Here is a 25734-nt window from a genome sequence, read left to right as displayed (position 1 = left end):
AATCAAGAGACAAATTCCAATATCCAATCAGCAACCACCCTTCAATCCTGAGCGAAGTCGAAGGACGTTCAGGACTCGCTACTTACCACTATCGGCTTACAGCTGATTTCGTTTTCTCTTCAGCTTTTGCGAATCGATAAAGAAGATCATCCGTGCAGTAAATTCATTTCCTTGTGGTGATGCCAAAACACGTGCAGCATTACCCCAATACGTTTTATAACGGTCGCCATTAACCGGGTAATCATTTGCCAGCCAGTTTTTCCAACCAATAACAAAACGGCTTCCGTAATTAAAATCCCAGGTATAGAACACATCCACATTCCAAGCATTAAAGTTTTGATCCTGCCCCGGAATAAAAGCACGGTCGAGATACCAGCCATCATTACTTACATTATGGAAACTTACATACTCCACTTTGTTCCAGTAATGGCGTGCACGCAAGGTTACATTCATGCGGCTGGTAAAATTGTAAATGCCGGTAATGAGTGTTGTAACATCACGGTTACGTCTGCGGCCGATGATAGGTTCACCGTTTGCTTCACGCATAAATGCATAACCAAACTGTCCACGATCGTCCTGCAAACGCCAATCGATATCCATACTTAAGCGATCGCTGAAACGATAACGTAATCCTGGGTTGGCAACAATGTAAGGATCGTTCTTAATATCAACCGACTCTGCAAAACCAAATGCATAACGGAAGAACAAACGCTTGCGGCTGTCGCTGCTTCCACTCAAACGTAAAAAGCCCCAGGGCACCTGCCGCAGGTAACGGCCGGGTGTACGTAATTCAAAATAATTTTTCTGCCACAGTGGTTGATAAATAGCGGTTGCACTCAGATCCCAAAAATTTTTAAAGAACCAGAACGCTCCTGCATTGTATTGCACATTGGTAAACACAAACGGTTTATACAGCATCTCGTGCCGCACAGTAAAATTAAAATTGTACGAGATAAATTTATCCGTTGGAGTTAGCTGATTATAGCTGATGCGAAACTGATGATTTACTTTATTGGGAGCACCGAGATAACCAAGATCATTCGGATCGTAGCGGTCACTTTCTATGTTACTTAAGAAATTGTACTGGATCTTTCCACTTACTTTTCCAAGACTCAACATTGTTTTAAATCCATTATAAGGATTCAGCCCTGATATTTTGCTGTAATCGAATTTACCTTGTAAACCATAACGGTTTCGCTTATCAAACAGGTACACATCCAGCCCCGTTACATTTGCATCTCTTGCTACACCGCTGCGTGTAACATTGGCATTGGTTAGTGTTATTGATGAACGACCTTTCAACGCCTGATCGATGACGATTAAATTGTAATTGGTTAAAGGTTCTGTTTGTACACGCTGAACTTCTTTTGTGTTGGTGTTTTCAATTTCAGCAAACATCGACGCACCTACTGCATTAAATACACCAATGCCCAGCTTCTGTTTTGTTCTTCCTGAAAACTTTGTTGCATTGAACAACTGCACAACACCGGGGTTGGAAATAATACGTGTGCTGTCTGTTGAGCCCATGCTTCTTGCTTTGTAATAACCTGATGGCGTTGCACCAACCCTTCGTGAATAAAACAACCCTGACTTATTAAATATTTCTGTGCCTTCGGTAAAGAAGGGACGGTTTTCCTGGAACTGTACTTCGTAAGGCGTAAGATTATTTACAACGTTATCGCTTATCACCTGTCCAAAGTCGGGGATCAAGGTCATATCCAATGTAAAGCTTTCGTTGATGCCATACTTTACATCCATACCACCGTTGCGCAAAAACTCATTTACTCTTCCTTTTGCAGTTGGTACTGTTCTGTAGCCCGCCGTAACATAAGGCAGAAACGATAAACGTAAAGGAGGTGTAAGATTTTCCAAACCACTTAAACGGCCAAACTGATTTACAAAACCATTTTGATTAGGATTGATGTTGTTCCAGTAAGAGCTTTCGTTACTGCGACGGACATAACGCTGAAAGTTAAGCCCCCAATCCTGCTTTTCTTTTTTTGCAAAGCGAAGGGAGAAATAAGGAATCTTCATTTCCACAACCCAGCCATCTTCACGCATGGTTACTTTACTTTCCCAAACTGCATCCCAACTATAGTCGCTAGGCGGACCAAACGATGAATTTCTGTTTGGACTCAAACGGCCATCGCTTTGTACGTTTCTGCTTGTAACTAAAAATTGAAACCCATTCTGATCATCGTTATACGTATCAAAGAAAACTGAAAAATAATCTACATCCTGCAGGTTTTCTTTATCTCGTGCAGTTAACTGCGTACGCACCAGTTTCGGATCGTCGTACAAATAAGCACCAATGTAAATAGAGCTGTTATCGTACACAACATACACTTTGGTTTTGTATGCCGATGGCTCACCATAATTTGGACTGTTTACGATAAAGTTTTCTGCAACCGGTGCTGTTTGCCAAAAGGCTTCATCCAACACACCATCAATTTTTGGAGCCTGTAAAATTTTATTGGCCTGGAGACTTCTTTCCGGTTCATTTCCGGCAAACAAATGAAGGGTGGCAAGCAGTGAGATAAGGGTTACAATCAGTTTCATAAAGAGGCAAGCTACTAAACAAAACCGCTCACCCTTTTCGATTTGGATGAGCGGCTTAATATGATGAGTTGCCCGACTTAAGCCGGGGGCAACTCATTTCATTTAATTCATTTTCTTCTTGAGGTTATTTACCTGATCCTGCAGGTTGGTTACCAAAGAAGCCAGATTGGTAACATCCCAACGCTGCTGCTGGTTTACACGGCTCAATACCATTTGCGCACTCCAGAATTCCAGGACATCTTCAGCATTTACTGTATATGGCTGATAAGTGGGATTATCGCTTACCAAAGTAAGTTTGTTTTTGCTGCGGTTGCTTTTCAATACCCGCTTGTACACCACCCCTTCCGATTTACTGAGGATGATGTAGGCATTGTTGTTCTTAACATCATCGAGGTTATGCACTTTCTCTCCCACAATTACGCTGCCGCTGGGTGTTGGCAACATACTATCGCCCACAATTTCAAATGCACGATAAGTACCGCCGCTGAGCATGGGTAATGTAAAAGTATTCAGCTCGTCCAGAAACTCCGGATCGGCATAGCCATTGAGATAACCTGCTGCTGCTTTTACCGGCACAAAATGAATGACATTGGTTTCTGCCATCATCTTTAACTGACGGCGTTTGGCAAGATAACTTCCCTTGGTTTCGCTCAGGTCTTTACGCAGCAGATCATCAATACTTACTTTAAACAGATCGCTTACTGTTTCCAGCACATCATAATTCGGCTCGGCACGCTCCTCATCGTAGGCGCCTACCAGCGAACGCTTGATACCGATCTTCTGTGCAAACTCTTCCTGGGTCCACCCACGCAGCTTGCGCAGGTATTTGAGATTTTGATTAGCAATTGCCATAGCTTACTAATTTTTATGGCGCTAATATACTAATTATTTTAGCTTGACAAATTTTTATTTCTTCCCCTTAACATCACTGCTCACAAATTTCCACATGAGTATTGATAACAAAGACGCATCAACAAAACAACAGCGTACTTTATTCTACAAATCCAGATGATCTTATTCAACATGGTGCAGACCATATTTTGCCAACTCCCTAATAAATCTCACTTTTACGCTGTATAAGAAAGGAACAGTTTATGGCGAAGAGTATTAAAAAGAAAGAACAACCCATCATCCTCATTACCAACGATGATGGCGTAACCGCACCGGGCATCCGCAACCTGGTGGAAGCAGTAAAAGATTTAGGAAAAGTAGTGGTGGTTGCTCCTGATAAACCACAGAGTGGAATGGGCCATGCCATTACGATTGGTTTTCCATTGCGTTTACAGCGTGTGCATTTAATGGATGATGTAGAAACATGGCAGTGCAGTGGTACACCTGCAGATTGTGTTAAGCTTGCAGTTGATAAAGTTTTGCACCGCAAACCCGATATCTGCCTCAGCGGTATTAACCACGGTGCCAATCACAGTATTAATGTTATTTACAGCGGTACTATGAGTGCAGCTATTGAAGCAAGTATTGAAAGCATTCCGTCGGTTGGGTTTTCCTTACTCAACTACAGTATGGAAGCCGATTTCAGCGGTGCAAAACAGTATGCCCGCCAGATTGTGCAGCAGCTGCTTAAAGGCAAGCAGGACAAACATCTTTGCCTCAATGTAAACTTCCCCAATGTAGATGCAAGTTTAATTAAAGGCGTAAAAGTTTGCCGGCAAGCATATGCGAAGTATGTAGAAGATTTTGATGAGCGCAAAGACCCTTCAGGAAAAAGTTATTACTGGCTTACCGGCGAATTTAAAAACTTCGATAAAGGAAAAGATACCGATGTTTGGGCCCTCGAACACAATTTTGTAAGTGTTGTTCCCGTTCAATTCGATCTTACAGATTATAAAGTCAAAAAGAAATTAGAAACCAAACTGAAATTCTGATGCTGAAACTGGATAAACTACCTTTTGGTATTGCGTTAGGGGCACTCGCTCCCATCTTAGGTCTTGTAATTTATTATTTTGTAAAAGCACCATCCATCAGCTTTGGTGAGTTTGTAGAATTTTTCTTTACCAATAAAGCAATGCTTACAGCTGCAGGCAGTGTTTGTTTAATTGCAAACATTATTCTTTTCACCTTGTTTATTAATTCGAGAAGAGATAAAACAGCGGTCGGCATTTTTGCCATGACGGTGATGTATGGCCTCATTATTCTTTACGCCAAATTCTTTATGTAAAAAAACGGGGCTTACGAAAGTCCCATTTTTTTTCTACCGGTTTCTTTTCCCTGTTTATTATAGAAGATGATCAGGCTCAACTTTCCCATGGCATTGTACAACTTCCATTCGTTGTAGCGGATGCCGTTTTTGTAAGCACCTTTCCATGTGCCTTCGGTAGTGCGGTGTATCCACACACCATCACGCAAACCTTCTTTATAATGACCAGAATCCTTTGCAATACCATTCTCGAAATAATTCATGTAAAGGCCATGATGCAGACAATCGTTAAATGCAGGATGATAATGCAGCATATCTGTACTGTTAATATGTACAAGGTCGGCAATATCACTTGTGCGCAATGCTCTTTGCTGAATAAACGATGAACCTGCCTGCAAAAACTTTACAGCATCCCTGCCCTCTTTTTTATAACGGGCTGTAATAGCAAACGAATAATTTTTCGGATGATTCAGCTCCACCTCTCTTTTAACCCGGTGAAACAGATCGGCATTGTAAGTACGCAAAGCAATTAACTGCCCTGCCGCATTCCAAACTTTCCACTCGCCGTTTGGTACACCTTTTATCAAATGCCCCTGATCGAGTAACTGGCCATTGGCGTAACTGCTTTGCCAGCTGCCATGCAGTTTTCCTTTTTTGCCGGTGGCACTGTATGCAGAACCATTGTTGGTTACAGCCTGCAGACTTCCGTCATTAGTTAAACTGAAAGGATAACTCTTAAACAATGAATGACTAAATGTGAAAACTGAAATTTCGACCGGAAGCTTTGGAGGGTTGCCCGATGCGTGAAAATGATGCTGAGCAAAAGAGCCTTTAAATATTACACATGCAATAAAAAAACCGAGTAAATTTTTGTTCATACGCTACAATCTGTTGCAAAGTTAAGGTGCACTAACACCCGATAGCACAGATTGCAGTCAGTTTTTTTCCTGCTTCATAACATTAACAAGCTGTAAAAAAAAAGGTCGCCAAAAATGGCGACCCGTAACCCTTGTCTATTTGATTATGACTAAATTCTCAGGCTTATTGTTTAACGATCAATGTTTCTTCAACAACACGTGTGCTGTTTTCGATTGTAAACACAGCCGGTTTTGCTTCTTTTGAGCTGATGATTTCAATGGTAATACCAACAAAACCTAATTCTTCGGTATTTAATTGGTATTTACGTTTGATGTTTACACCGCTTACATTTTCCTGGTAGAGAATTGCACCGAATTCATCTTTCACTACAACTACATATTTTTCGTTTGCTGCGTTGTTCAAAGAAAGTTGAAATACAGGCTGATTATCTACACGACCGATCATTTTCAATTCAGCACCAGGAGTTACACCATTTACTGTTGTTGCGTTCGCACTGAATCCTGTTGTTACAGTTAACAAGGTTAATAAACCAATTACTGCATTTTTTACTGTTGTTTTCATTTTACTATGCTTTAAATTTTTAAAATAATTGTTTCTTTTTTCAAAGGCAAAAATCGCATAGAGGAACAAGTATCGTTGGAGCAAGCAGAATTGTCAATTTTTGAACTCCGGAGATGTTTTGTACGGACCGATGCTTTTGAGTGTTTCAGCATCATTGACAACACAAAAGTAAACCGCAAATAACTGCAGCACAAGTCAAATAAACGCAGGTTTTATGGCCTTAAATTTAAAAAAGGCTTTCGTAAACACTTGCCAGCAAAGGGTTTCAGCATTTTTTCTACATGATGCCCAATGGCTGTTTTGATGCTTTGTTAACTCTATGTTATGGCTTAGTTTACGCATAAAACGGCAGATACAAGAGATGTTTATCTTTGCGCAAACAGACAACAACTGGCCCAAAGAAGTTATCGTTAAGAACATTTACATGAAGTATTACATTATAGCAGGCGAAGCAAGCGGCGATTTACATGGCAGCAATCTTATTAAAGAACTTCATCATAACGATCATGAAGCGGTGATCCGTTGCTGGGGTGGCGAAAAAATGCAGGCAGCAGGAGCCACATTGGTAAAACATTACCGTGATCTTGCTTTCATGGGCTTTGTGGAAGTAATTAAAAACATCCGCACTATTTTCAGCAATCTTGCTTTTTGTAAAGAAGATATTCTTGCACATAAGCCCGATGTGCTCATCTTGATTGATTATCCCGGCTTTAACTTACGCATTGCCAAATGGGCAAAAGCAGAAAACATCCGTGTAGTGTATTACATCTCTCCGCAGGTTTGGGCATGGAAAGAAAACAGGGTGAAGATGATGAAACAATGCATCGATCAGATGCTGGTGATACTGCCGTTTGAGCAACCTTACTATCAAACAAAATGGAACTGGCCTGTTGAATATGTTGGTCATCCGTTAATGGAAGAGATCGATCGTTTTAAAACAGAAGATCAGCAAACACTCCAGCACACAGGCGATCGATCAAAACCCATTATTGCTTTATTACCCGGCAGCCGTAAACAGGAAATACTGAAAAAGCTTCCTGTTATGCTGGATGTAAGTACACAATTTCCCGGTTACCAGTTTATTGTTGCAAAAGCACCCGGGCTCGAGAGTTCGTTTTACGACGAATTATTAAATCCTTATACAAATGTTTCTTATGTAAGTAATCAAACCTATTCGTTACTGCATCATGCAACTGCAGCGTTGGTAACATCGGGCACTGCAACATTGGAAACAGCTTTATTTGAAATACCCGAAGTTGTTTGCTACAAAGGCAACGAAATAAGTTACCAGATCGCAAAACGTTTGGTTAACATCAAATACATTTCGCTGGTAAATCTTATTATGGATAAAGAAGTGGTGAAAGAATTAATTCAGCATGAAATGAATACAGAAAATCTTGTGCAGGAGTTGCGTTCTGTTTTGCCTGGTGCAGCAAAGCGTGAAACCATGTTGCAGGATTACAAACAACTACGCTCCGTTCTGCAGGCAGGCGGTCATGCATCTTCAGCTGCTGCAAAAGCAATTCTTAACGGAATAAAGGCAGAATAACGTAACGCAGCAGCAATACCAGCATCGCAAACAGAAATACAAAAATGGAAATGCGGTTAATGCCATGCATATACTTCATCCATTGCGTTTTTTCTTCGTTTGGATCGGGCTTTTTAATGTACAGATATTCGGCAACCTGGCGTAGAATTCCCATAACACATATTTTTTAATAGCAACAACAAAGTTAGAAGAAAGTTGGGTTGAATATGACTTCAATCATAAACTGTTGGAAGCAGCTGTTTTAGTTTCGATGTGATAATTTCTCATTTGTTTAAAGACTAAACCCTGTTTATGAACTATCGTTTTATACTCCCTGCTCTTGTGCTGGGCATTTGCATTTCGTGCAACAATTCAACCGACAGTAACACTGCTGCTGCAACTACAACTACCGCCGATGGTGGCCAATCAACTGTTGAAGACAATGAATCGGCAAAGGACATTGTAAAAATTGCAGCCGGCAGTAAAGATCATACAACCCTGGTTGCAGGTTTAAAGGCAGCACAGTATGTAGATGTAATTTCCAATGCCGGACCTTTTACGGTTTTTGCGCCCACCAATGCAGCATTCGATAAATTACCTGCAGGCACACTCGACAATTTGTTGAAACCCGAAAACAAAGACAAGCTCCGCAGCATTCTTGAATACCATGTATATGTGGGCGTGTTGAAAGATGCATTGATGAGTGATGGACTTACTTATGGCATGGCCAGCGGACAAAACATTACTATTGGCAACAAAGATGGAAAGATGACAGTGAACGGCATTAACATCGTTGCTACAATTCCTGCAAGCAACGGAATCATCTATGTAACAGACGGCGTATTGCTTGCTCCTGCAAAATAATAACCCTTTGAAATAACCATATCAAAAGAGGCATCCAAGCAGATGCCTCTTTCTTTTTATGAACAGCAAATTAATAAACAGGTTGATCGTTTGCTGATGCAGCAATTTTTATTTGCATAACCGTTGCAATAGAATAAGCTCTTTGTTTTGCCAGCAATGCGTTAGCACCTTCGAACAATTCATCTACCGTTGTATTAAACAGCTCGATCCATTTTTCGAAATGAGAAGCTTGCATTGTGTGTTTTGCATTCAGAGCTGTATGCGCCTGCATTGGGTTTCCGGTATACCCGCCACTATGAAAAATAATATTCTCCCAAAAACGATACATCACCGGTAAATGTTTTTCCCAATTCACATCCACCACTTTGCTAAAGAAAAAGCTGATCGTTTTATCCTGTTTTACTTTTTCGTAAAAGCAGTTTACAAGCAACACAATATCATCGGTTGTTTCAATATCTTTTTTCATCGAATGTGTTTGATGTTTAGCACAAAGAAGAACCTGCTCTGCATCACAGATCCTTGCGTTGAAATTGTTTTACCGAAAACCAAACAGGAACCATTGCCCACAACAAGAGTACAATTGCCGATACCAGCATTCCCAACTTACCGCCAAAGAAATCGCTAAACACTGCACCGGTGTAACCCATCATTGCCGAAATATCCAACTTTAATAAGATTAAAATGCGTGAAAGGTCAACCGGGTTGAGCATGGTTAATGCGATCATCGGCTTTTCCAGCGGATAATCGCTGAACTGAAAAAGCAATAACATTACAATGGCATCGTAAATGAGTGTAAAAGCAAACCAGGTTAAAATTGATACGCCAATGCCTCTTGCCTTATCTCTTGTTTTTACAGATGCAAGCAAAGCAATGCCCGTAAAAATGAGCGTTTGAAATAACCCGGAAATAACCAACACCAATCCCGTTGCCGAACTTTCGTAAATAAGCACAGGCAACCCTACCCCAATTAAAAAAGCAAGCGAAAGCGATAATGCCAACCCGCAATAAATACTCAGCCATAATGCTTTTCGCTTTAAAGGCTGCGCCACAAGCAACTCAATAAACTCTGCTGAGTTGTAAACATAAATGGTTGAAAAAATTATGCTGATAAGCGGCACAAAAATGAGTGCTATGTTCATAAGGCTTAATACGCCTTTGGTTGAATTGGCATCGATGCTGAACATACCGAAAGAGATAACAAGCAACAGCAATGTGTAACCCATTACAATGCGGTTCTTCAGCAAATCGAGCATTACATATTTTACGATGGTGCGCATACGCTGTTGTTTAATGTGTTTTCATTACATGTGCAATTGCCTGTGTAAGTTTTACCTGGCCGGTATCTTGCTGCAGCTGCTCTATACTTTTATGAAACTGCAGTTTACCATCCTGCATATAAATGACCTCTGTTACAAGATCATCGAGTTCGCTGAGGATATGCGATGTGATTAAAATAAGTTTACCTTTTTCTTTTTCGGCAATAATTTTTTGTTTGAGTATTTCCGACGAAAGCGGATCGAGTCCGGCAGTCGGTTCATCAAGGATCAACACATCAGGATTAAACAGAAAGGCCAGCGATGCACTTACTTTTTGCCGGGTACCACCACTGAGTGTACGCATTTTCTTTTGCGCCAATGCAGGCAACTTAAATTCTTTTACCAGGTCTTCATCCAGCACATTACTCTTACGAATGTCTTTCATCATATCCATCACCTGTGCAATGGTCATGTTATCGGGGTAACGACCGATCTGTGGCATATAACCGATCCGTTCACGGTAATGCCAGCTGTGCAGAATATTGTGCTGATCGAATGTAATAAACCCACTATCCGGTACGACCATGCCCAGCATAGTTTTAATGAGTGTTGTTTTACCACTTCCGTTGGGACCAATCAATGCAATGGTTTGTCCTTTATTGCAGGTAACACTCACATTATCGAGTGCCTTCAGTTTGCCAAATGTTTTTGTAACGTTCGATGCTATCAGCATAGCTCAGAATTTTAAAGGTTTCATCAACGGATTATCATCTTTCAATTCAACAGGTGTAAGTGCAGGCATAACTTTTTCCATCTTGTCGATCAACGATGAAATAAAACTTCTGTACAACATCATGCTCGACGGATTGCGTTCGGTGATCATTGCATACAAACTCACCGGCCGGTATGGCACATCGCCAATACCATTTCGGTTAAGATCGTAGCCCTCATATTTATCCCAGTAATTTTTTTCAAACCTGCTCAATACCAATTCGCCATTTGTAGCCACATCAAAAGAGTTGCCGGTAAAATTGTTTTGCGTAATCACATTATCCATGCAGTTGGCCTGTATCTTCATTGCCCAGCCATTTTGTGCAAACGTATTCTTCTGCATTTGTAAGCGGCTGCTTCCTTCCATCATCACCCCTACACTGTTATTCTGAAATTTATTGCCTTCGATAGTGCCATCACTGATATCTTTTAACAGAATACCATAAGCTGCACTACCCCAGTTATCGGCAAATGTGTTTTTATACATGTTGATGTGGTTGGAATACATTACTGCTACGCCTGCTCCGTTATTACGAAATGTATTGGAAGTATAAGTATCACTGTTGGAAAACATAAAATGTAATCCGTAACGAACATTCTGATAGCTGTAATTATTTTTTATGTGTGAGTTGGTTACAAACTCAAAGTATATCCCATCCCGATGACCCGTAATTGTATTTCCATTAATGAACATACTGTCGCTCTTCCAGCAATGAATACCATTGGCCGAACTGATTTCATCTTTTGCATCGGAAGAAAGCCGGTTGCCTTCAATTACACATGCTGTTGCATGCTGCGAATAGATGCCGAAGAATGCATATTCAAAAACATTATTTCTGATAACTACGTTTCTGCTTTCTGCAATACGCACAGCCGCAATATCCATATAACTGCTCCTGCCTGAGTAACGAAAACAGATTCCTTCCACTGTTACATTATTGGCACGAATGGTCAGTATCTCGTATTTTTTTTCGCCATCAAGTACAGGCAAGCCAATACCTTTCAGGTGAATTGTTTTTGCAATAGCAATGTGCTGCTCTTTATACACACCGGGGTAAATGTAAATTGTGTCACCCACAGCTGCAGCCTGTACAGCTTTCTTTACCAAACTGTACATTTTGCTTTTCCCAACTGTAAGTGTACGGGCTTTTACAACGTTGAGTACACAACAGCACAATATGGTTATAAGTAATCGCATCAGGGTAATACTTCTTTCCAGGTAATTGTATTTGCTTTCCATGCAGCTTGTACCTGTTGCATGGCTGCTTCTGTTTCAAAAGCTGCAATCGTACCGCCCATCGGTCCACGAACAGTATTGCCCTGCAGCAGAAAAGCTTTTTCTGCAGGTATTAATTTTTCTGTTTGTGTGTAATCGATAAGATAAGTGGCAGCAATTTCAGTAACTGGCACTTCTTTTTTATTGATGAATGCAAGCAGGCAATGTGTATCATCAAACTTGTAAGCTTTTCCTTTTTGTGTTACCACTTCTGCCCCAAACTTTTTATCGCTGATGATCATTTTGCAAAAGTGACAGGCATCTTTGCCATAAGCAATGGGTTGCGGTTTTACATTGCACGACTGTAATAAAAAAATCAAAGCCAATGTAAGTACAGCATTAACAGGTATCTCTTTTTTGTGCGACAATCTGAATTCAAAAAACAGCATCACAACCAATAACAACCCGGTAAGCAGAAAAATATATCCACCAACATCGGGAAAAGAATACGCACCAAAGTTGAGCAGTTGTTTAAACCCTATCAACGGTGGCTGATAAGCCATACCCGGCACAACAATAGCAGCGTTGGGATCGAGATTGTGTCCATAATCATATTCCCACCGATAAAAATCGAACATGGCAATAACACCAAATGCAACAAACAATACAACCCATGTATAAAAAAACCAGCGGCGATTGATCAAAAAAGTTAATAATCCAAACACCGCAAACGCAGCAATAACGTAAGGCAGAATCGTAAATTCAAAAAAATCTTCGGTATGTAAAGTGCGCATGCCAATGTAATGGTTCAATCCATTTACCACATCTACATCGCCACCAATTTTATGCGGATAAATTTTTAATCCCAATCCTTCAGGGTATTGTGGCGCTGTTAAATCAATTCGCCATAAAGGAAACAACAGCGACACAGCTAAACCTATTGCACAGAGCAATGAAATATAGCGTGCTTTAACCGACAATTTGTTGTTCATCTTTCGTGTTTTAATTTTCTGTAAAAAGGCCGGCCTGCTGCCGGCCCTTACAGAAATGATAATCATCTATACTTGAGATCGCTTATTTTTTTGCAGCCTCTGCTTCAGGTGCACCTTGCTTACCTAAACTGAATGTAAGCGGCACATTACTTCCTGCAGGCGACACACGCACATAGCCCTGCATTTCCTGGTGCAATGCACTACAGAAATCGGTACAGTAAATGGGATATACACCCACTTTTTCAGGAACCCATTTTAATGTAGATGTTTCACCGGGCATAATGAGTAACTCAGCATTTAATGCACCTTTCACTGCAAAGCCATGTGGTACATCCCAATCCTGTTCGAGGTTGGTTACATGGAAGTATACTTCATCACCTACTTTCACACCTTCAATATTATCGGGTGCAAAGTGCGAACGGATTGATGTCATGTACACATGCACTTTGTTTCCTTCACGCACCACTTTTGCTTCTTTCTCGCCTTTGGCTACGTAAGGATGATTGTTCTCATCAATCTTATAAATCTTCTGACTCTTGTCTTTAATAAGCGATGCGGGCATTGATCCTGCATAGTGTGGCTCACCAATAGTTGGGAAGTCGAGAATCAATTCCATTTTATCGCCACTGATATCGTAGATCTGTGCACTTTGTGTTAACTCCGGACCGGTAGGCAGGTAACGGTCTTTCGTAATTTTGTTGTAAGCCACAACATATTTGCCAAATGGTTTGCGTGTATCGCCACCGGGAACAGATAAGTGACCAATTGAATAGTAAGTAGGTACACGATCCAGCACTTTCAGTTCTTTCACATTCCACTTTACAATTTCACTGCTTACAAAAAAAGAAGTGTACGCATTACCGTTTGCATCAAACTCAGTGTGTAATGGTCCGAGGCCGGGCTTCTGTACTTCACCATGCAAAGCTGCTTCGTAGTTAATTACAGGAATACCGCCAAAATCGCCATCGTATTTCTTATCAGCAATTGCTTTTTGAATTTTTGTGAAAGAGAATACAGGAATTACTGCAGCCAGTTTACCACTACCAACAATGTATTCGCCTGTAGGATCGGTATCGCAACCATGAGGCGATTTAGGACAAGGAATGAAATAGCAGATATCCTTCAAGATAGCAGGATCAAGTACTGTTACTTCTGTTCTGATCTCGTGCTTTGCAGTATGTGTTTTTTCATCCCATTTGTTATGTGCATAACGAACCTGTTGTTTAACACCTTTACCTGCTTTCAAATACTCTTCTGCTTTTTTCCAGTTAACAGCAAGAATAAAATCTTTATCACGTTGCGATGCATTTACTTCAAGCAACGTGTTTGCCTGTTCGCTGTTATAACAACTGAAGAAGAACCAACCATGGCTTGGTCCTTTACCTGCACGGCTGAGATCGAAGTTTACACCGGGCAGTAATAACTGGAATGCAATATCCAGGTCGCCTTCTTTACCAATGCTTACAAAGCTGATGGTTCCTTTAAAGTTTTGTTTATAAGAAGCAATAGGTACATCCTGGTTATCTCCAACAGGAACACTGAAACGTGTACCTGCAACGAGATACTCCGAGTTTTCTGTAATAAATGGAGAAGAGTGGTTACCTGCACTATTTGGCAACTCCAGAATTTCTGCAGTGCGAAAAGTTTTATTATCGATACGTGCAACACGTGGTGTGTTGTTGGCATTACCAAAACTCCAGCGTCCGTCAATTTCACCATTTGTTTGTGAAAAAGAAATATGATGCAGATCATCCCATGGAACAAAACCGTTCGATGTCATTAACATGGGTTTTGTTTCTTCGCTGTAACCCCAGCCTTTTTCAGGATCAACAGAAAAAACAGGAATTACACGGAACAATCTTCCACTTGGCAAACCATACACACTCATTTGTCCGCTGAAACCGCCACTTACAAAATTGTAAAACTCATCGTATTTGCCGGGAGCTACATAAGCCTTTGCTGCGTTACCGGTTGCAGCTGCACCACTTGCACCTTTTGGTTTACATCCCGTAGTATATAAGGCAAGCACCGGGATCGCTAAAAGCAGTAGTGTTTTAAAACGTTTCATTTGTTTTGTATTAAGAGTTAAAAAGAATTGCCTTTGTTATTTTACGCCATCGTTCTTGCGCATAAATTCATAAATGTGTCTTGCATCATCATCAGTTAATCCCTGGTTGGGCATGCGCACCAAACATATTTCCAGTTGTGCCATTGCTTCGGGGTCTTTGCTTAACATTTCATCGGTGTTGGTAGCGAAATTCATGATCCATTCTGCAGTGCGGCGTTTGGTAACATCTTTCCAGCCCGGACCAACTAATTTTTCTTCACTTAGTTTATGGCAGCTTGCACACTTTACATCATACACCTTATTACCAGCTTCAGCCATCGTTGCATCTAAGGTTGCGCCTACATCTACTTTAGTAAACTTGCCAATACCACGGTTAGGATCGTTGGATGGATTTTCAGTTGCTGCCGGTGTTTTGTTTTCAGCTGCATCGCTGCTTTTGTTTTCGGTTGATGAGTTGCTGCCACAGGCATAAATGAACCCGCAAACACCCAGTACAAGAAGTAACTTTTTCATATGTGACTATTTTTTTGTTTTTTGACAGAACAAGATTACTACGGTGTAAAACCTCGCATTATGATTGAAGTCATAATTAACCACCGCCCGTTGTTCATGCCAGTTAAAATGCAATTTTTGCGCTATTAGCCCTTTATTTTTATGACGTAAATCATATAATACAGTGTTTGCAATCACTGCTGCATCCGGGATGCGGAGGCTAACTTGCCTCCATGTCACAAACCAATACCTGTATCATTGATACCGATCTGCTTCTTGCCTGGGGAGCAACGTTGCATAACATTGAAAAGGGGCAGGTACTTTTTTGCGAAGGCAACAATGCCCACTTTTATTACCAGGTGGTAGAAGGCCGAATTAAAATGTGCAATTGCAACGATGAAGGCAAAGAGTTTATACAGGGATTTTTTGAAGCAGGTGAAAGTTTTGGCGAACCACCATTATTCGATGATGCTACTTACCCCGCCAGTGCAGTTGCCGATACAGACAGTATTGTTATCCGTTTACGAAAAGAAAATTTTCTGCAGTTACTGAAAGATAATTTTGAAATTCATTTTGGCTTTACACAAACGCTTGCCAGGCGTTTACGTTTTAAATCGATGATGTCGAAAGAAATTTCATCGTATGGTCCGTCGCACCGCATCATCAGTTTATTGAATGAATACAAAAAAAGCCACGGCATTCCGGCTAATGAAAAATTAAAAATTGATTTAACACGCCAGCAAATTGCCGACATGACGGGTTTACGTGTTGAAACAGTTATCCGTTCCATTCGTGAGCTGCACGAAAAAGGCAAACTGCAAATCGAACGGGGAAAAGTATTCTGTTGAGCCTGTTTGTTACAACCTCATCTTTTACTATGACTTTAATCATAAGCAATTTTCATCTCTTTCCTGTGCTTTGCATTTGATATGAGCTTTACAAATTTTTACAGTAAGTGGACCCGCTTTGCATTATTCAATTTTGTTTTACTGGCAACGTTGGGTGTTTTACTGCGTTACAAAATACTGTTTCCCTTACCGTTTGTTGAACAGAAACATTTGTTGCATGCACACTCTCATTTTGCGTTTGCAGGCTGGGTAAGTCTTGCATTATACATTGCGGTTATTTATGTTTTGCAACCTTCAGAAAAAAGTCTTCGCCGTTTCGAATGGGTATTGGTGGCACAACAAATGAGCAGCTTTGGCATGTTGTTTACTTTTCCGTTTACGGGTTACGACACAGGCTCTATTGCATTTTCAACTGCTTCCATTTTTGTATCGTATGCATTTGCCTTACTTGTTATTAAAGAAATACTGCAGCGAAACATTAGCGCCATCAGTCGAAAATTTATTATTGCAGGGCAGCTGTGCAGTGTTGCTTCATCGGCAGGTACATTTCTGCTGGCTTACTTAATGGCAACACGCAACCTGCAGCAGGATCTGTATTTCGGTTCGGTTTATTTCTACCTGCACTTTCAATACAATGGTTGGTTTTTGTTTACAATAGCCGGGGTCTTTTTTGCAGTTATTCAAAAAAACAGCAACCCGGCTGATGCAATACTCATCAACCGCTTTTATTATTTGCTGCTTGCTGCATTAATACCTGCATGGTTTCTTTCGTTGATGTGGATGCGTATACCTGTATGGATGTATTACCTGGCAGTAACCGGGGCTCTTCTTCAATTGCCTGCATTGTGGTACCTGCTGCAATTTGTTTACCGAAACAGAAAAACATTCAATGAACAATTGATGCCTGTAGTAAAATGGTTCTGGATAATTGCAGGATGTGCGTTTGCATTAAAAATTCTGATGCAGGGCTTATCTGCCATTCCGCAATTAAATGTTTATGCGTTTGGTTTGCGGTCAATCGTTATCGGATTCCTGCATCTTGTATTGCTTTGTTTTGTAAGTGTGTTTATTGTTGGCTGGTTGCTAAAAGAAAAACTATTAGTGCTGCCCGGCCGTACTGCAACAACTGCAGCATGGGTATTTGTAACAGGCGTTTTGTTTAACGAAGTTATTTTAATGTTGCAGGGAGTAAGAGCCATGCAAAGTCAGCCGTTTAACATTGCCAACTATTTTTTGCTTGTATCGGCATGTATTATTCTAAGCGGATTGCTGGTTTTATTACTAAAACAACCTGCACTTAAAGCGACTGCTTAAACCGTGGGCGTACAGTGTATTTATCCTATATTCGGGTAACTATACTACTGTTTATGCGATTGCCACTGTTGTTATTGTTTGCGTTGCTGTTGTTCAGCGCCTGCGCAAAGAAAGAAAAGCCGTTGTTCGTTGCCGTGCCTTCTGCCCAAAGCGGCATTACGTTCAACAACGAAATTATTGAGAACTCCCAAATGAATATGGTCAACTATCAATACCTCTACAATGGCGGTGGTGTTGGCATTGGCGATTTCAACAACGATAACTTACCCGATATTTATTTTACCGCATCCATTGCATCCAATCGTTTATACATTAACCGGGGCAATCTTAAGTTTGAAGATGTTACGGAAAAAGCCGGTGTGGATGGAAGTAAAAAATGGAGCCGTGGTGCCACTGTTGTAGATATTAATAATGATGGTCTTTTAGATATTTATGTTTGTGCAGCTGCCTGGCAAAGTGCCGAACTGAAAAAAGATATGCTGTATGTAAACACAGGTGTTGATCCTGTAACAAAAATTCCTTCGTTTAAAGAACGTGCAGCTGAATATGGTTTGATTGACACCGTTAGTACACATATGGCTAATTTTTTCGATTATGATAACGATGGCGACCTTGATGTATACCTTGTAGTGAACGATCTGAACCAGGAGTTTCCGAACAATTTTCGAAAAATTAAAAATGATGGCAGCGGTTTTACCAACGATATTTTATTTCGCAACGATTGGAATGATACACTAAAGCATCCGGTGTTTACCAACGTTACAAAAGAAGCCGGCATTTTGTGGGAAGGTAATGGCCTTGGTATAAGTGTGCTTGATATTAACCGTGATGGCTGGAAAGACATTTACATCAGCAACGATTACCTCAGCGGAAACATCCTTTACATCAACAATAAAAACGGCACATTCACCAACCGCAACAACGAGTATTTTAAACACAGCAGTTTAAATGCAATGGGCAACGACGCAGGTGATATTAACAACGATGGCCTGCTCGATATTGTTGAAATGGATATGATGCCGGAAGATAATTACCGGCAGAAGATGATGTTTAATCCGGTTGATTACAACTGGTATCAATATTCCACGCAGTTTGGTTTTCCTTACCAGCTTGTACGTAATACACTGCAGCTAAACCAGGGGCCACGTTTAACAGAAAATGATACGATTGGTGCACCTGTGTTCAGCGAAATTGCTTACCTCGCCGGCATTGCCAATACCGATTGGAGTTGGGCTGCCTTATTAGCCGATGCAGACAATGACGGTTATAAAGATCTGATGACGACGAATGGTTTACCGAAAGATGTTACCGATCTTGATTTTGTTGCTTACAGAGAATCGCAAACTGCAACAAGTATTGAAGAGTTAATTCAACGGCAGCCTCCGGTCCAGATCAGTAATTACATCTATCGTAACAATGGCAACTTAACCTTCAGCGATCAAACATTGGCATGGGGCTGGAACATACCCACCTACTCTGCCGGTATTGCCACTGCAGATTTTGACAATGATGGCGATCTGGATGTGATCATCAACAATACCAACATGGAAGCAAGTTTGCTTGAAAACAAACTCAACGAAGCCCAACAAAGAAAGAATTATCTCCGCATTCGTTTCCGTGGCGATACATCCAACATCAACGGCATTGGTGTATTTGTAAAACTCATGTACAAAGGAGGAGAACAGGTTGCAGAAAATACACCTTACCATGGTTACATGAGCTCAACCGAAAACATTCTGCACTTTGGTTTAGATAGTATTGCTAAAATTGATTCCATAGTTGTTTACTGGCCCAATGGTAAAAAAGAAGTAGTGAAAGATGTGGTAACGAATCAAACAATCACCATCAGTCAATCGGCCAATGCACAACCCGATAACGAAGTACAGGCATCCATTGCAGTTACCAATCTGTTCAGTAACATCACCTCACAAACAGGTTTAGATTTTTTTCACAACGAATACGATTATGTAGATTTTAATACACAACGTCAGCTGCCTTTCAAGCTTTCACAATCAGGTCCGGCTATGGCAGCAGGCGATTTAAATGGAGATGGTTTAAGCGATATTATTATTGCCGGCAGCTTACCCGAACCTCCTGTTGTTTACCTGCAGCAAAGCAATCATCAGTTCACTAAACAACTGCTTACAACAACTAAACAAGCAGCCGATGATGCAGGCATCTGTTTATTTGATGCAGATGGCGATAAAGATCTGGATGTATATTTCTGCAGCGGTGGTAACGAATTACCTAAGAACAGTGTTGGCTATGCCGATCGTTTGTTTATCAATAACGGCAATGCAGTTTTTGTGTACGACAGTATAGCGCTTCCTCTTCTCACAAACAGCAAGTCTTGTGTAAAAGGTGCCGATTATGATGGAGATGGTGATGTTGATTTATTTGTTGGAGGCAAAGCTGTGCCAGGTGAATATCCAAAAGCAGAAACAAGTTTTCTCCTGCGCAACAACAGTAAAAAAGGAGTCATCACTTTTGAAAGAGTTACTGCTAAAGTGGCGCCGGAATTAACAAGCATCGGCATGGTAACCGATGCAGCCTGGAGCGATGTTGATAATGATGGCGATGCAGATCTGCTTGTTACAGGTTACTGGATGGGCATTCGTTTTTTCCGTAACGATAAAGGAACACTTGTACTGCAACAAACTTCAACCGATGCTTTAACGGGCTGGTGGAACAGTATTACAGCAGCCGACATGGATAATGATGGCGACATGGATTATGTTGCAGGCAACTTTGGCAACAATGGTTACTATCATGCAACAGAAAAGCAACCGATGCATGCATACAGCAACGATTACGATGGCAATGGCCGTTACGATGTGTTGTTAAGCATATGGAAACCTGCAACACTGCATGGACCTGTTAAAGAATTTCCTGTTGCATACCGTGATCAGCTGGCAGATGAAATTCCTTCCATTAAAAAGTTTTTTCCTGTTTACAATACATACGCCAATGCCGACATGGAAAAAATGTTGAGCAATTTTAACCGGGAGAACGAATTGAAATTAACGGTTACAACACTTGCATCTGTATGGATCGAAAACAAAGGCAAGTTTAATTTTGAAGTACATACACTTCCTGTGCAGGCCCAATTCAGCTCGGTATTTGGTATGGCTGTGAACGATTACAATACAGATGGCAATATGGATATTCTGCTTACAGGAAATCTTTACGATATGCATCCGAACCAGGGACGCATTGATGCATCGAACGGATTGTTATTACAAGGCGATGGCGCAGGCAACTTTAAACCTTTACCTATTTTACAAAGTGGTATTCTTGTGCCGGGCAATGCCCGATCGTTGATACAGTTTCCTTATAATGGATCAATTGCAGTTGTTGCAGCACAAAACCAGGGACGCTTACGATTATTCCATTTAAAACAAACAAGATCAACTGCTCCTGTTGAAATTGCAACAACAAACAAACTTGTACAATTAAAGAATGGCAAACAACGGAAAGAAGAATATTATTTTGGCAGTTCTTTTGGTTCGCAATCGGCAAGATTTACACTTGCCAATTAAAAAGCCCGGGCAAAACTACCCGGGCGATACCAACTACTGTATGCTGAAAAAAAGTTAGAAATAAACAAAGAACAACTGAACATTTTCTGTTGCCTGTCCCGGAACTGTCGATTGCATTACAGCCGACTTAGGTGTGTTATTGGAATGATATTGATAGTTGTAGTTAACTGTTTCTTCCAGCAAACCATCTCTGTCTTTATGTATTTCGCTTAAAATATTATTCGGGTTAACAGCTAACCACAACAGGTGCAACACATCGTTTACTTCATTCAGCGGATTAATTTTAGCGTCGTAGGTATAAGCAACTGTACCACTTGAAATAAACTGATTCGGGTTTAAAGGATCCTGTACAAAAAAAGATGTTTTGGCAATATTTCCCTGAGCGTTGTAATCAAATCCGAAACGCATCCATGGCTGACCTGCAGCTGTTGTGATGGTGATTGTTTTTAACCGCTCATCGAGGTACGCATAATCTGTTTGCAGCAAGAGATCACCAGCCAATGTTTTAAAAGCAGCTTCTTTTAATTTGCCCTCCACATAAACAGGTACAATGCGGATATCTTCATCCGAAATAATTTCACTTATTTTTCCCTGTTGGTTATAATGAACCTGGTAATTAACCAGATCGCCCGATGTAACAAAACTGTTTCGCAACTGTACTGTTTTTACTGTGCCGTTGCTGTTGTATTCAAAAATCAGCTCATCGTCTGTTGATACAACTGTTTTAATTTTTGTAACGGGTAAAGGTTCGGAAGTTGGTTTTTTGCAGGAAATGAAAAAGGAAGAAGCACTAACGGTAATCACAAGCAGCCATACTGCTTTACCAAGGTTGAATTTCATACTAAAGGTTTAATGATGATAAGGTTTGCAAATTTCGTTTTTTGTTCTGCCATTACAACCACATGAATATGTGAAAAAGAGTAATTGAAAACTTGCTGAATGGTGTTTGGTTAGCAACTGTAATTTCTACTTGATTATGACTTTGTAAAACTCTTTAATTTTCCGTCCAATCACAATCGCATAAATATGTGAATCATTTTGTTTGTTTATATACGCTCTGCTGAAAACAATGTTACTGGCTTTGAAAAATTATTTTACAACCACAACAGAGTTCTCATACCCATTCTCCCATGCTCTTTGTTTGTTTGCCGGATCAAGGATCCATTCACCATCTACCACAAATTTGTACAGATGTTTGCCTGGCTCAGCTTCTGTTTCCACTATCCACTCGTTACCTGTCTTTTTCATTTTTGCAGCAGAAACAGACCAATCGTTGAAACCACCTGCAACTACAATATTTTTTGCTGTTGGATAACCTTTTAGCCGGAACGTTACTTTCACCAATTGCGGCACCTGTGTTTCATGCTCTGCAATCAACCGCTTTAATTCATCTTTCCATTGTGCATTGGTAGTTGTTTGCATGCTTTGTTGCATAGCAAGCAAATGCGCTTTGTGCAAAGCCAGTCTTGATTGAATAAGTGTATCGGGTTGTACTCCTACTGCTTCCCAGTTTGTTTTTGTAATGGGGTTGATTGCCCTGCCGATTGGCAAAAACATATTGAAGTGAGAGGTAACATTAATTGAACCACCCGGATTGGCGCCGCCTCCTGTTACTTCACCCATGATCGTTGCACGTTTTAAATTTTTAAGATCATAGGCCATTTCTTCTGCACCTGAAAAAGTTCTTCCACTGGTTAAGATGTAGACAGGCTTATTGAGGTATTTTTTACCCGGCACCACCACCTGTGTCCATGTTTGCTGTGTAAAATTTCCATCACGCCAGTAGAGATCGTTAAGATGTGTTTTATCTGCGAAAAAATAACTGCAGAGAAAAGGGATCACATTATCACTCATGGCACCGCCGCATTTACGAAAGTCGATAATGAGTGCATCGGTGTGTTGCACATAGTTCATCATGGCTGCATAAAATTCGCCTGCGTATTCTGTACCGCATAAAAATTTAAAATCGATGTAGCCGATATTTCCTTTCAGCACCTCAAGCTTTGTTACACCATAATTTTCCAACCGCAAAAATTCTGCATAGCCATTTCGTTCCTCTTCCGATATCTGCATCATGTTTCCACGGCTTACAGGTAACACTTCGGGTGAGTACCGGACAGTTACATGTTTATCGTTACAAATACTGCGGACATCATTGGTGAGTTTGGCCGCAAAGCTGTTACCATCGGTAATGCTTTCGTAAACATTAGCGACCTGCTGCCTGCGCAGGAAAAGTTCGATTTGTTTGGCTGTTTCAGGAAATATGTAACGCTCATTCATCAATTTCACTACACTGTCTACAGCTTCTTTTTTTTGTTGTGCTGTAATTTGTGCGTTAGATGATGAAAGCAGAACAAAACAAAAGATGATAAGGTTAAAAAGCTGTTTCATACATTTCTTTTTCCAAATGTAGTATTGTTGAACAGTTGCCTTGGCCACATGAACATGTGAAAATAAGATGGCTGGCTGAGATGATGTGGCAAACTATTACATCATCTCTCCTGCAGGTCAGCAACAACAGGCCCTACCACTTGTAATGTGCTTTTGATCTGCAAAAAATGACGTTGCTCATGTGCAATAAAAAACCGGAAGGTATCGCCCAGTTTTAACGTAATTAATTTGCTGAGGGTGGTAGCCACACGAATGTAATCGAGGTTAGCAGTACGGGCTATTTGCAAAAGGTTAAGTAAATGATGTTGATGATTGATGAACTCCTGCAACATGGCCAAGGCATCGGGTTGAGCAGATGGTACTGCATTCGCCGGTGATTTCATTTTCGACTTTAAACTATTATCTGACGCAGGCTTCATCAGCTGTGTAAAATAGTTCCCCAGCCAGCCGGGTGTAAACACAAGGTTGGCACCCGATTGATTTAAATGTAATTTCTGCTCAATGGCATTGATATAGTAACGTGCATAAATATTGAGATGCTCCAGCACATGTGCCACACTCCACTTTCCTGCAGCAGGCTGCGTTGTTAACCAGGCAACATCTGTGTTTTGCAATTGGCTGCATTGCAACAGCAGCTCCCGCACATCGTTTTGTAAAAGCTCAAGCAAGCTGTTGCTGTTAATCTGTTTCATTGTTTTTTAATTTTAAACAAATTTCAACAGAACGGCAGAAAGCATTCTTGGTAAAAACCAAGATTTACCGGAATCAGATTTTTACAGAACCAAGCAATTTGCTGAAGTTGGTGGCATCCATACCGAGGTAAGAAGCGATGTATTTGTGCGGAACAAGGTTGAGTATGTGCGGACTACGTTTCAACAGTGTTTTAAACTTTTCTTCATTACTGAAACACTGAAGCTCGATGTGGCGTTGCAATGCACCTTTTAATGCAAACGCTGTGGCTTTAAACAACAACTGCTGAATGAGTGGAGATGATTTACGCATGGCTTCCACTTCATCATAAGGCAAACGCAGAAACCTGCTGGCTGTAATTGTTTCGAGAAAATAAAGCGATGGCGTTTGTGTAAGAAAACTATCGGCCACACCGCTAAACGAAGGCGGATAAGTAAATACAATTGTTGCTTCTTTGTTTTCGTCGCCGATGTAAAAAGCACGCTGCACACCTTCCAATACAAAATACAGGTAACGTTCGGTTTCTCCTGCTGCGGTAAGAATGGTTTTACGCTTAACAGTAAGCGGTTGCCAGTTAGCAGTAAACCTTTCCAGTTCTTCCTGTGGCAAAGGAGAAATCTGTTGTACAAACTGTTGCAGCAAAGTAATTTCCATTGCACTAAAGATAGGCAATGAAGCTTACAGCATAAAGAAGCTTCAGTTATTTTCGGGATTACCTGTACAGTTGATTAGCAGGTAACGAACGCTGCTGCCTGTTGCTACAACATAAATATGCGTCCACATCAGATCGTTCATAAAACATGGTTTAATGTATTAACGTAACTGATGTGAAGATAGATTGCAGCAACACACAAATCAATCGCATAACTGTGTGAGCTGTTGAATTTGTTGGTTGAAATGAGGATATAAAAAAGCAGCCCCGACATAACCGGGGCTGCTTACCAACAGACAATCGCTGTTACAATAATTTATCTTTAAATGCTTTTGCCACTGCTTCGCTTTTGGAATTAACGTGAAGCTTCTCGTAGATCTTTTTAATATGGCTGCGAACAGTATCGATGGAGATAAACATTTCTGAAGCGATCATTTTATAACTGTACCCATCTACCAGCAATTGCAACACCTGCTTTTCACGATCGCTTAAATTATAATCTTCATTTTGCGATGGTGTTATCTGCGAAAACATTTTCAATACCTGTGTTGCAATAGAAGCCGTCATTGGTGCTCCACCACTCGCTCCTTCCTGTATATACTCCAGCAGTTTTGCAGGCGGCGTTTTCTTTAACACATAGCCGTTGGCTCCGTTTCTTATTGCATCAAATACATTTTTGTTATCATCAAAAACAGTGAGCATTAAAATTTTTACGTTGCCGTTTGTAGCCCGTATTTTTTTTAGCCCTTCAATCCCATTGGTGCCGGGCATGTCTATATCCATCAAAATTACATCGGGGTTCCAGGCTGCAACTTCATCGGTAACATTATCACAGTTTTTGTAAGAAGCCAATACTGTAAATCCATCGCTGCCATCAATCAACATCGTTAATCCTTCACGCAACTGCGGATTATCCTCGTACAGCATTACTTTAATCATATTGATTTTTTATTTCTACA

At 40.7% G+C, this 25734-nt stretch carries 24 protein-coding genes; 7 read left to right on the top strand and 17 right to left on the bottom strand.

Annotated features, from left to right (window positions below):
- Positions 1–96: 96 nt before the first annotated feature.
- Together ESA94_RS20070 and ESA94_RS20065 are read right to left on the bottom strand one after the other, a co-directional pair.
- Complete coding sequence (locus tag ESA94_RS20070) at positions 97–2559, bottom strand: DUF5916 domain-containing protein (RefSeq protein WP_129132740.1); 2463 nt, start codon at positions 2557–2559, stop codon at positions 97–99.
- Between the two features lie 102 nt (positions 2560–2661).
- Entirely contained in the window at positions 2662–3411 is a 750-nt protein-coding gene (locus ESA94_RS20065) for an XRE family transcriptional regulator (RefSeq protein ID WP_129132739.1), read from the bottom strand.
- Positions 3412–3653: 242 nt separating this feature from the next.
- Between ESA94_RS20065 and surE the strand changes: the two genes are divergently transcribed.
- Together surE and ESA94_RS20055 are read left to right on the top strand one after the other, a co-directional pair.
- Entirely contained in the window at positions 3654–4442 is a 789-nt protein-coding gene (surE, locus tag ESA94_RS20060) for a 5'/3'-nucleotidase SurE (RefSeq protein WP_129132738.1), read from the top strand.
- Complete coding sequence (locus ESA94_RS20055; RefSeq protein ID WP_129132737.1) at positions 4442–4735, top strand: hypothetical protein; 294 nt, start codon at positions 4442–4444, stop codon at positions 4733–4735. The genes surE and ESA94_RS20055 overlap by 1 nt, the downstream gene beginning before the upstream one ends.
- 11 nt (positions 4736–4746) lie before the next feature.
- Here ESA94_RS20055 and ESA94_RS20050 read toward each other — a convergent pair whose 3' ends face one another.
- Both ESA94_RS20050 and ESA94_RS20045 read right to left on the bottom strand, forming a co-directional pair.
- Positions 4747–5592, bottom strand: a complete 846-nt coding sequence (locus tag ESA94_RS20050; protein ID WP_129132736.1) for a toxin-antitoxin system YwqK family antitoxin — start codon at positions 5590–5592, stop codon at positions 4747–4749.
- A 163-nt stretch (positions 5593–5755) separates the two neighbouring features.
- Complete coding sequence (locus ESA94_RS20045) at positions 5756–6154, bottom strand: hypothetical protein (protein ID WP_129132735.1); 399 nt, start codon at positions 6152–6154, stop codon at positions 5756–5758.
- A 424-nt stretch (positions 6155–6578) separates the two neighbouring features.
- Between ESA94_RS20045 and lpxB the strand changes: the two genes are divergently transcribed.
- The gene (lpxB, locus tag ESA94_RS20040; protein ID WP_129132734.1) at positions 6579–7703 is read left to right on the top strand and encodes a lipid-A-disaccharide synthase; all 1125 of its coding nucleotides are present in this window, start codon (positions 6579–6581) and stop codon (positions 7701–7703) included.
- On the opposite strand, the gene ESA94_RS21535 is transcribed toward lpxB, so the two are convergent.
- A complete protein-coding gene (locus ESA94_RS21535) occupies positions 7681–7857 on the bottom strand; it encodes a DUF6728 family protein (protein WP_164972807.1) in 177 nt (58 codons plus the stop codon). The genes lpxB and ESA94_RS21535 overlap by 23 nt on opposite strands.
- Before the next feature lie 137 nt (positions 7858–7994).
- On the opposite strand from ESA94_RS21535, the gene ESA94_RS20035 reads away from it, so the two are divergent.
- The gene (locus ESA94_RS20035; RefSeq protein ID WP_129132733.1) at positions 7995–8546 is read left to right on the top strand and encodes a fasciclin domain-containing protein; all 552 of its coding nucleotides are present in this window, start codon (positions 7995–7997) and stop codon (positions 8544–8546) included.
- A gap of 70 nt (positions 8547–8616) precedes the next feature.
- Here the strand turns inward: ESA94_RS20035 and ESA94_RS20030 are convergent, their stop codons facing one another.
- From ESA94_RS20030 to ESA94_RS20000, 7 genes are all read right to left on the bottom strand, one after another.
- Entirely contained in the window at positions 8617–9012 is a 396-nt protein-coding gene (locus ESA94_RS20030; protein ID WP_129132732.1) for a group III truncated hemoglobin, read from the bottom strand.
- Positions 9013–9055: 43 nt separating this feature from the next.
- Positions 9056–9823 (bottom strand): ABC transporter permease subunit, encoded by a 768-nt coding sequence (locus ESA94_RS20025; RefSeq protein ID WP_129132731.1) that lies wholly within the window; start codon positions 9821–9823, stop codon positions 9056–9058.
- Positions 9824–9833: 10 nt separating this feature from the next.
- Positions 9834–10535 carry an ABC transporter ATP-binding protein gene (locus ESA94_RS20020; RefSeq protein WP_129132730.1) on the bottom strand — a complete coding sequence of 234 codons (702 nt, stop codon included), beginning with the start codon at positions 10533–10535 and terminating at the stop codon, positions 9834–9836.
- A gap of 3 nt (positions 10536–10538) precedes the next feature.
- Positions 10539–11771: a nitrous oxide reductase family maturation protein NosD gene (locus ESA94_RS20015; RefSeq protein ID WP_129132729.1), complete on the bottom strand. Its 1233-nt coding sequence runs from the start codon at positions 11769–11771 to the stop codon at positions 10539–10541.
- Positions 11771–12781: a nitrous oxide reductase accessory protein NosL gene (locus tag ESA94_RS20010; RefSeq protein WP_129132728.1), complete on the bottom strand. Its 1011-nt coding sequence runs from the start codon at positions 12779–12781 to the stop codon at positions 11771–11773. Before ESA94_RS20010 ends, ESA94_RS20015 begins: the two co-directional genes overlap by 1 nt.
- 82 nt (positions 12782–12863) lie before the next feature.
- Complete coding sequence (nosZ, locus tag ESA94_RS20005; RefSeq protein ID WP_129132727.1) at positions 12864–14849, bottom strand: Sec-dependent nitrous-oxide reductase; 1986 nt, start codon at positions 14847–14849, stop codon at positions 12864–12866.
- A gap of 36 nt (positions 14850–14885) precedes the next feature.
- Positions 14886–15362, bottom strand: a complete 477-nt coding sequence (locus tag ESA94_RS20000) for a c-type cytochrome (RefSeq protein ID WP_129132726.1) — start codon at positions 15360–15362, stop codon at positions 14886–14888.
- Between the two features lie 212 nt (positions 15363–15574).
- Between ESA94_RS20000 and ESA94_RS19995 the strand changes: the two genes are divergently transcribed.
- The 3 genes from ESA94_RS19995 (at position 15575) to ESA94_RS19985 (ending at position 21042) form a co-directional block, all read left to right on the top strand.
- The gene (locus tag ESA94_RS19995) at positions 15575–16189 is read left to right on the top strand and encodes a Crp/Fnr family transcriptional regulator (protein ID WP_240671113.1); all 615 of its coding nucleotides are present in this window, start codon (positions 15575–15577) and stop codon (positions 16187–16189) included.
- Positions 16190–16270: 81 nt separating this feature from the next.
- Positions 16271–17503, top strand: coding sequence for a hypothetical protein (locus ESA94_RS19990; protein ID WP_129132725.1), 1233 nt, complete (start codon positions 16271–16273; stop codon positions 17501–17503).
- Positions 17504–17556: 53 nt separating this feature from the next.
- A complete protein-coding gene (locus ESA94_RS19985) occupies positions 17557–21042 on the top strand; it encodes a VCBS repeat-containing protein (protein WP_129132724.1) in 3486 nt (1161 codons plus the stop codon).
- A gap of 54 nt (positions 21043–21096) precedes the next feature.
- On the opposite strand, the gene ESA94_RS19980 is transcribed toward ESA94_RS19985, so the two are convergent.
- From ESA94_RS19980 to ESA94_RS19960, 5 genes are all read right to left on the bottom strand, one after another.
- Positions 21097–21882 (bottom strand): hypothetical protein, encoded by a 786-nt coding sequence (locus ESA94_RS19980; RefSeq protein WP_129132723.1) that lies wholly within the window; start codon positions 21880–21882, stop codon positions 21097–21099.
- A gap of 249 nt (positions 21883–22131) precedes the next feature.
- Positions 22132–23433: a S41 family peptidase gene (locus tag ESA94_RS19975; RefSeq protein ID WP_129132722.1), complete on the bottom strand. Its 1302-nt coding sequence runs from the start codon at positions 23431–23433 to the stop codon at positions 22132–22134.
- 101 nt (positions 23434–23534) lie between these two features.
- The gene (locus ESA94_RS19970; protein WP_129132721.1) at positions 23535–24125 is read right to left on the bottom strand and encodes a DinB family protein; all 591 of its coding nucleotides are present in this window, start codon (positions 24123–24125) and stop codon (positions 23535–23537) included.
- 73 nt (positions 24126–24198) lie between these two features.
- Positions 24199–24777, bottom strand: a complete 579-nt coding sequence (locus ESA94_RS19965) for a Crp/Fnr family transcriptional regulator (RefSeq protein WP_129132720.1) — start codon at positions 24775–24777, stop codon at positions 24199–24201.
- A gap of 304 nt (positions 24778–25081) precedes the next feature.
- Positions 25082–25714 carry a response regulator gene (locus tag ESA94_RS19960; RefSeq protein WP_129132719.1) on the bottom strand — a complete coding sequence of 211 codons (633 nt, stop codon included), beginning with the start codon at positions 25712–25714 and terminating at the stop codon, positions 25082–25084.
- Between the last annotated feature and the right edge of the window lie 20 nt (positions 25715–25734).

Origin of the sequence: Lacibacter luteus (assembly GCF_004118265.1) — a bacterium.
Taxonomy (GTDB): Bacteria; Bacteroidota; Bacteroidia; order Chitinophagales; family Chitinophagaceae; genus Lacibacter; species Lacibacter luteus.
Note: the sequence above shows the minus strand (reverse complement) of the source record. Positions and strands in the feature narration are given on the sequence as shown.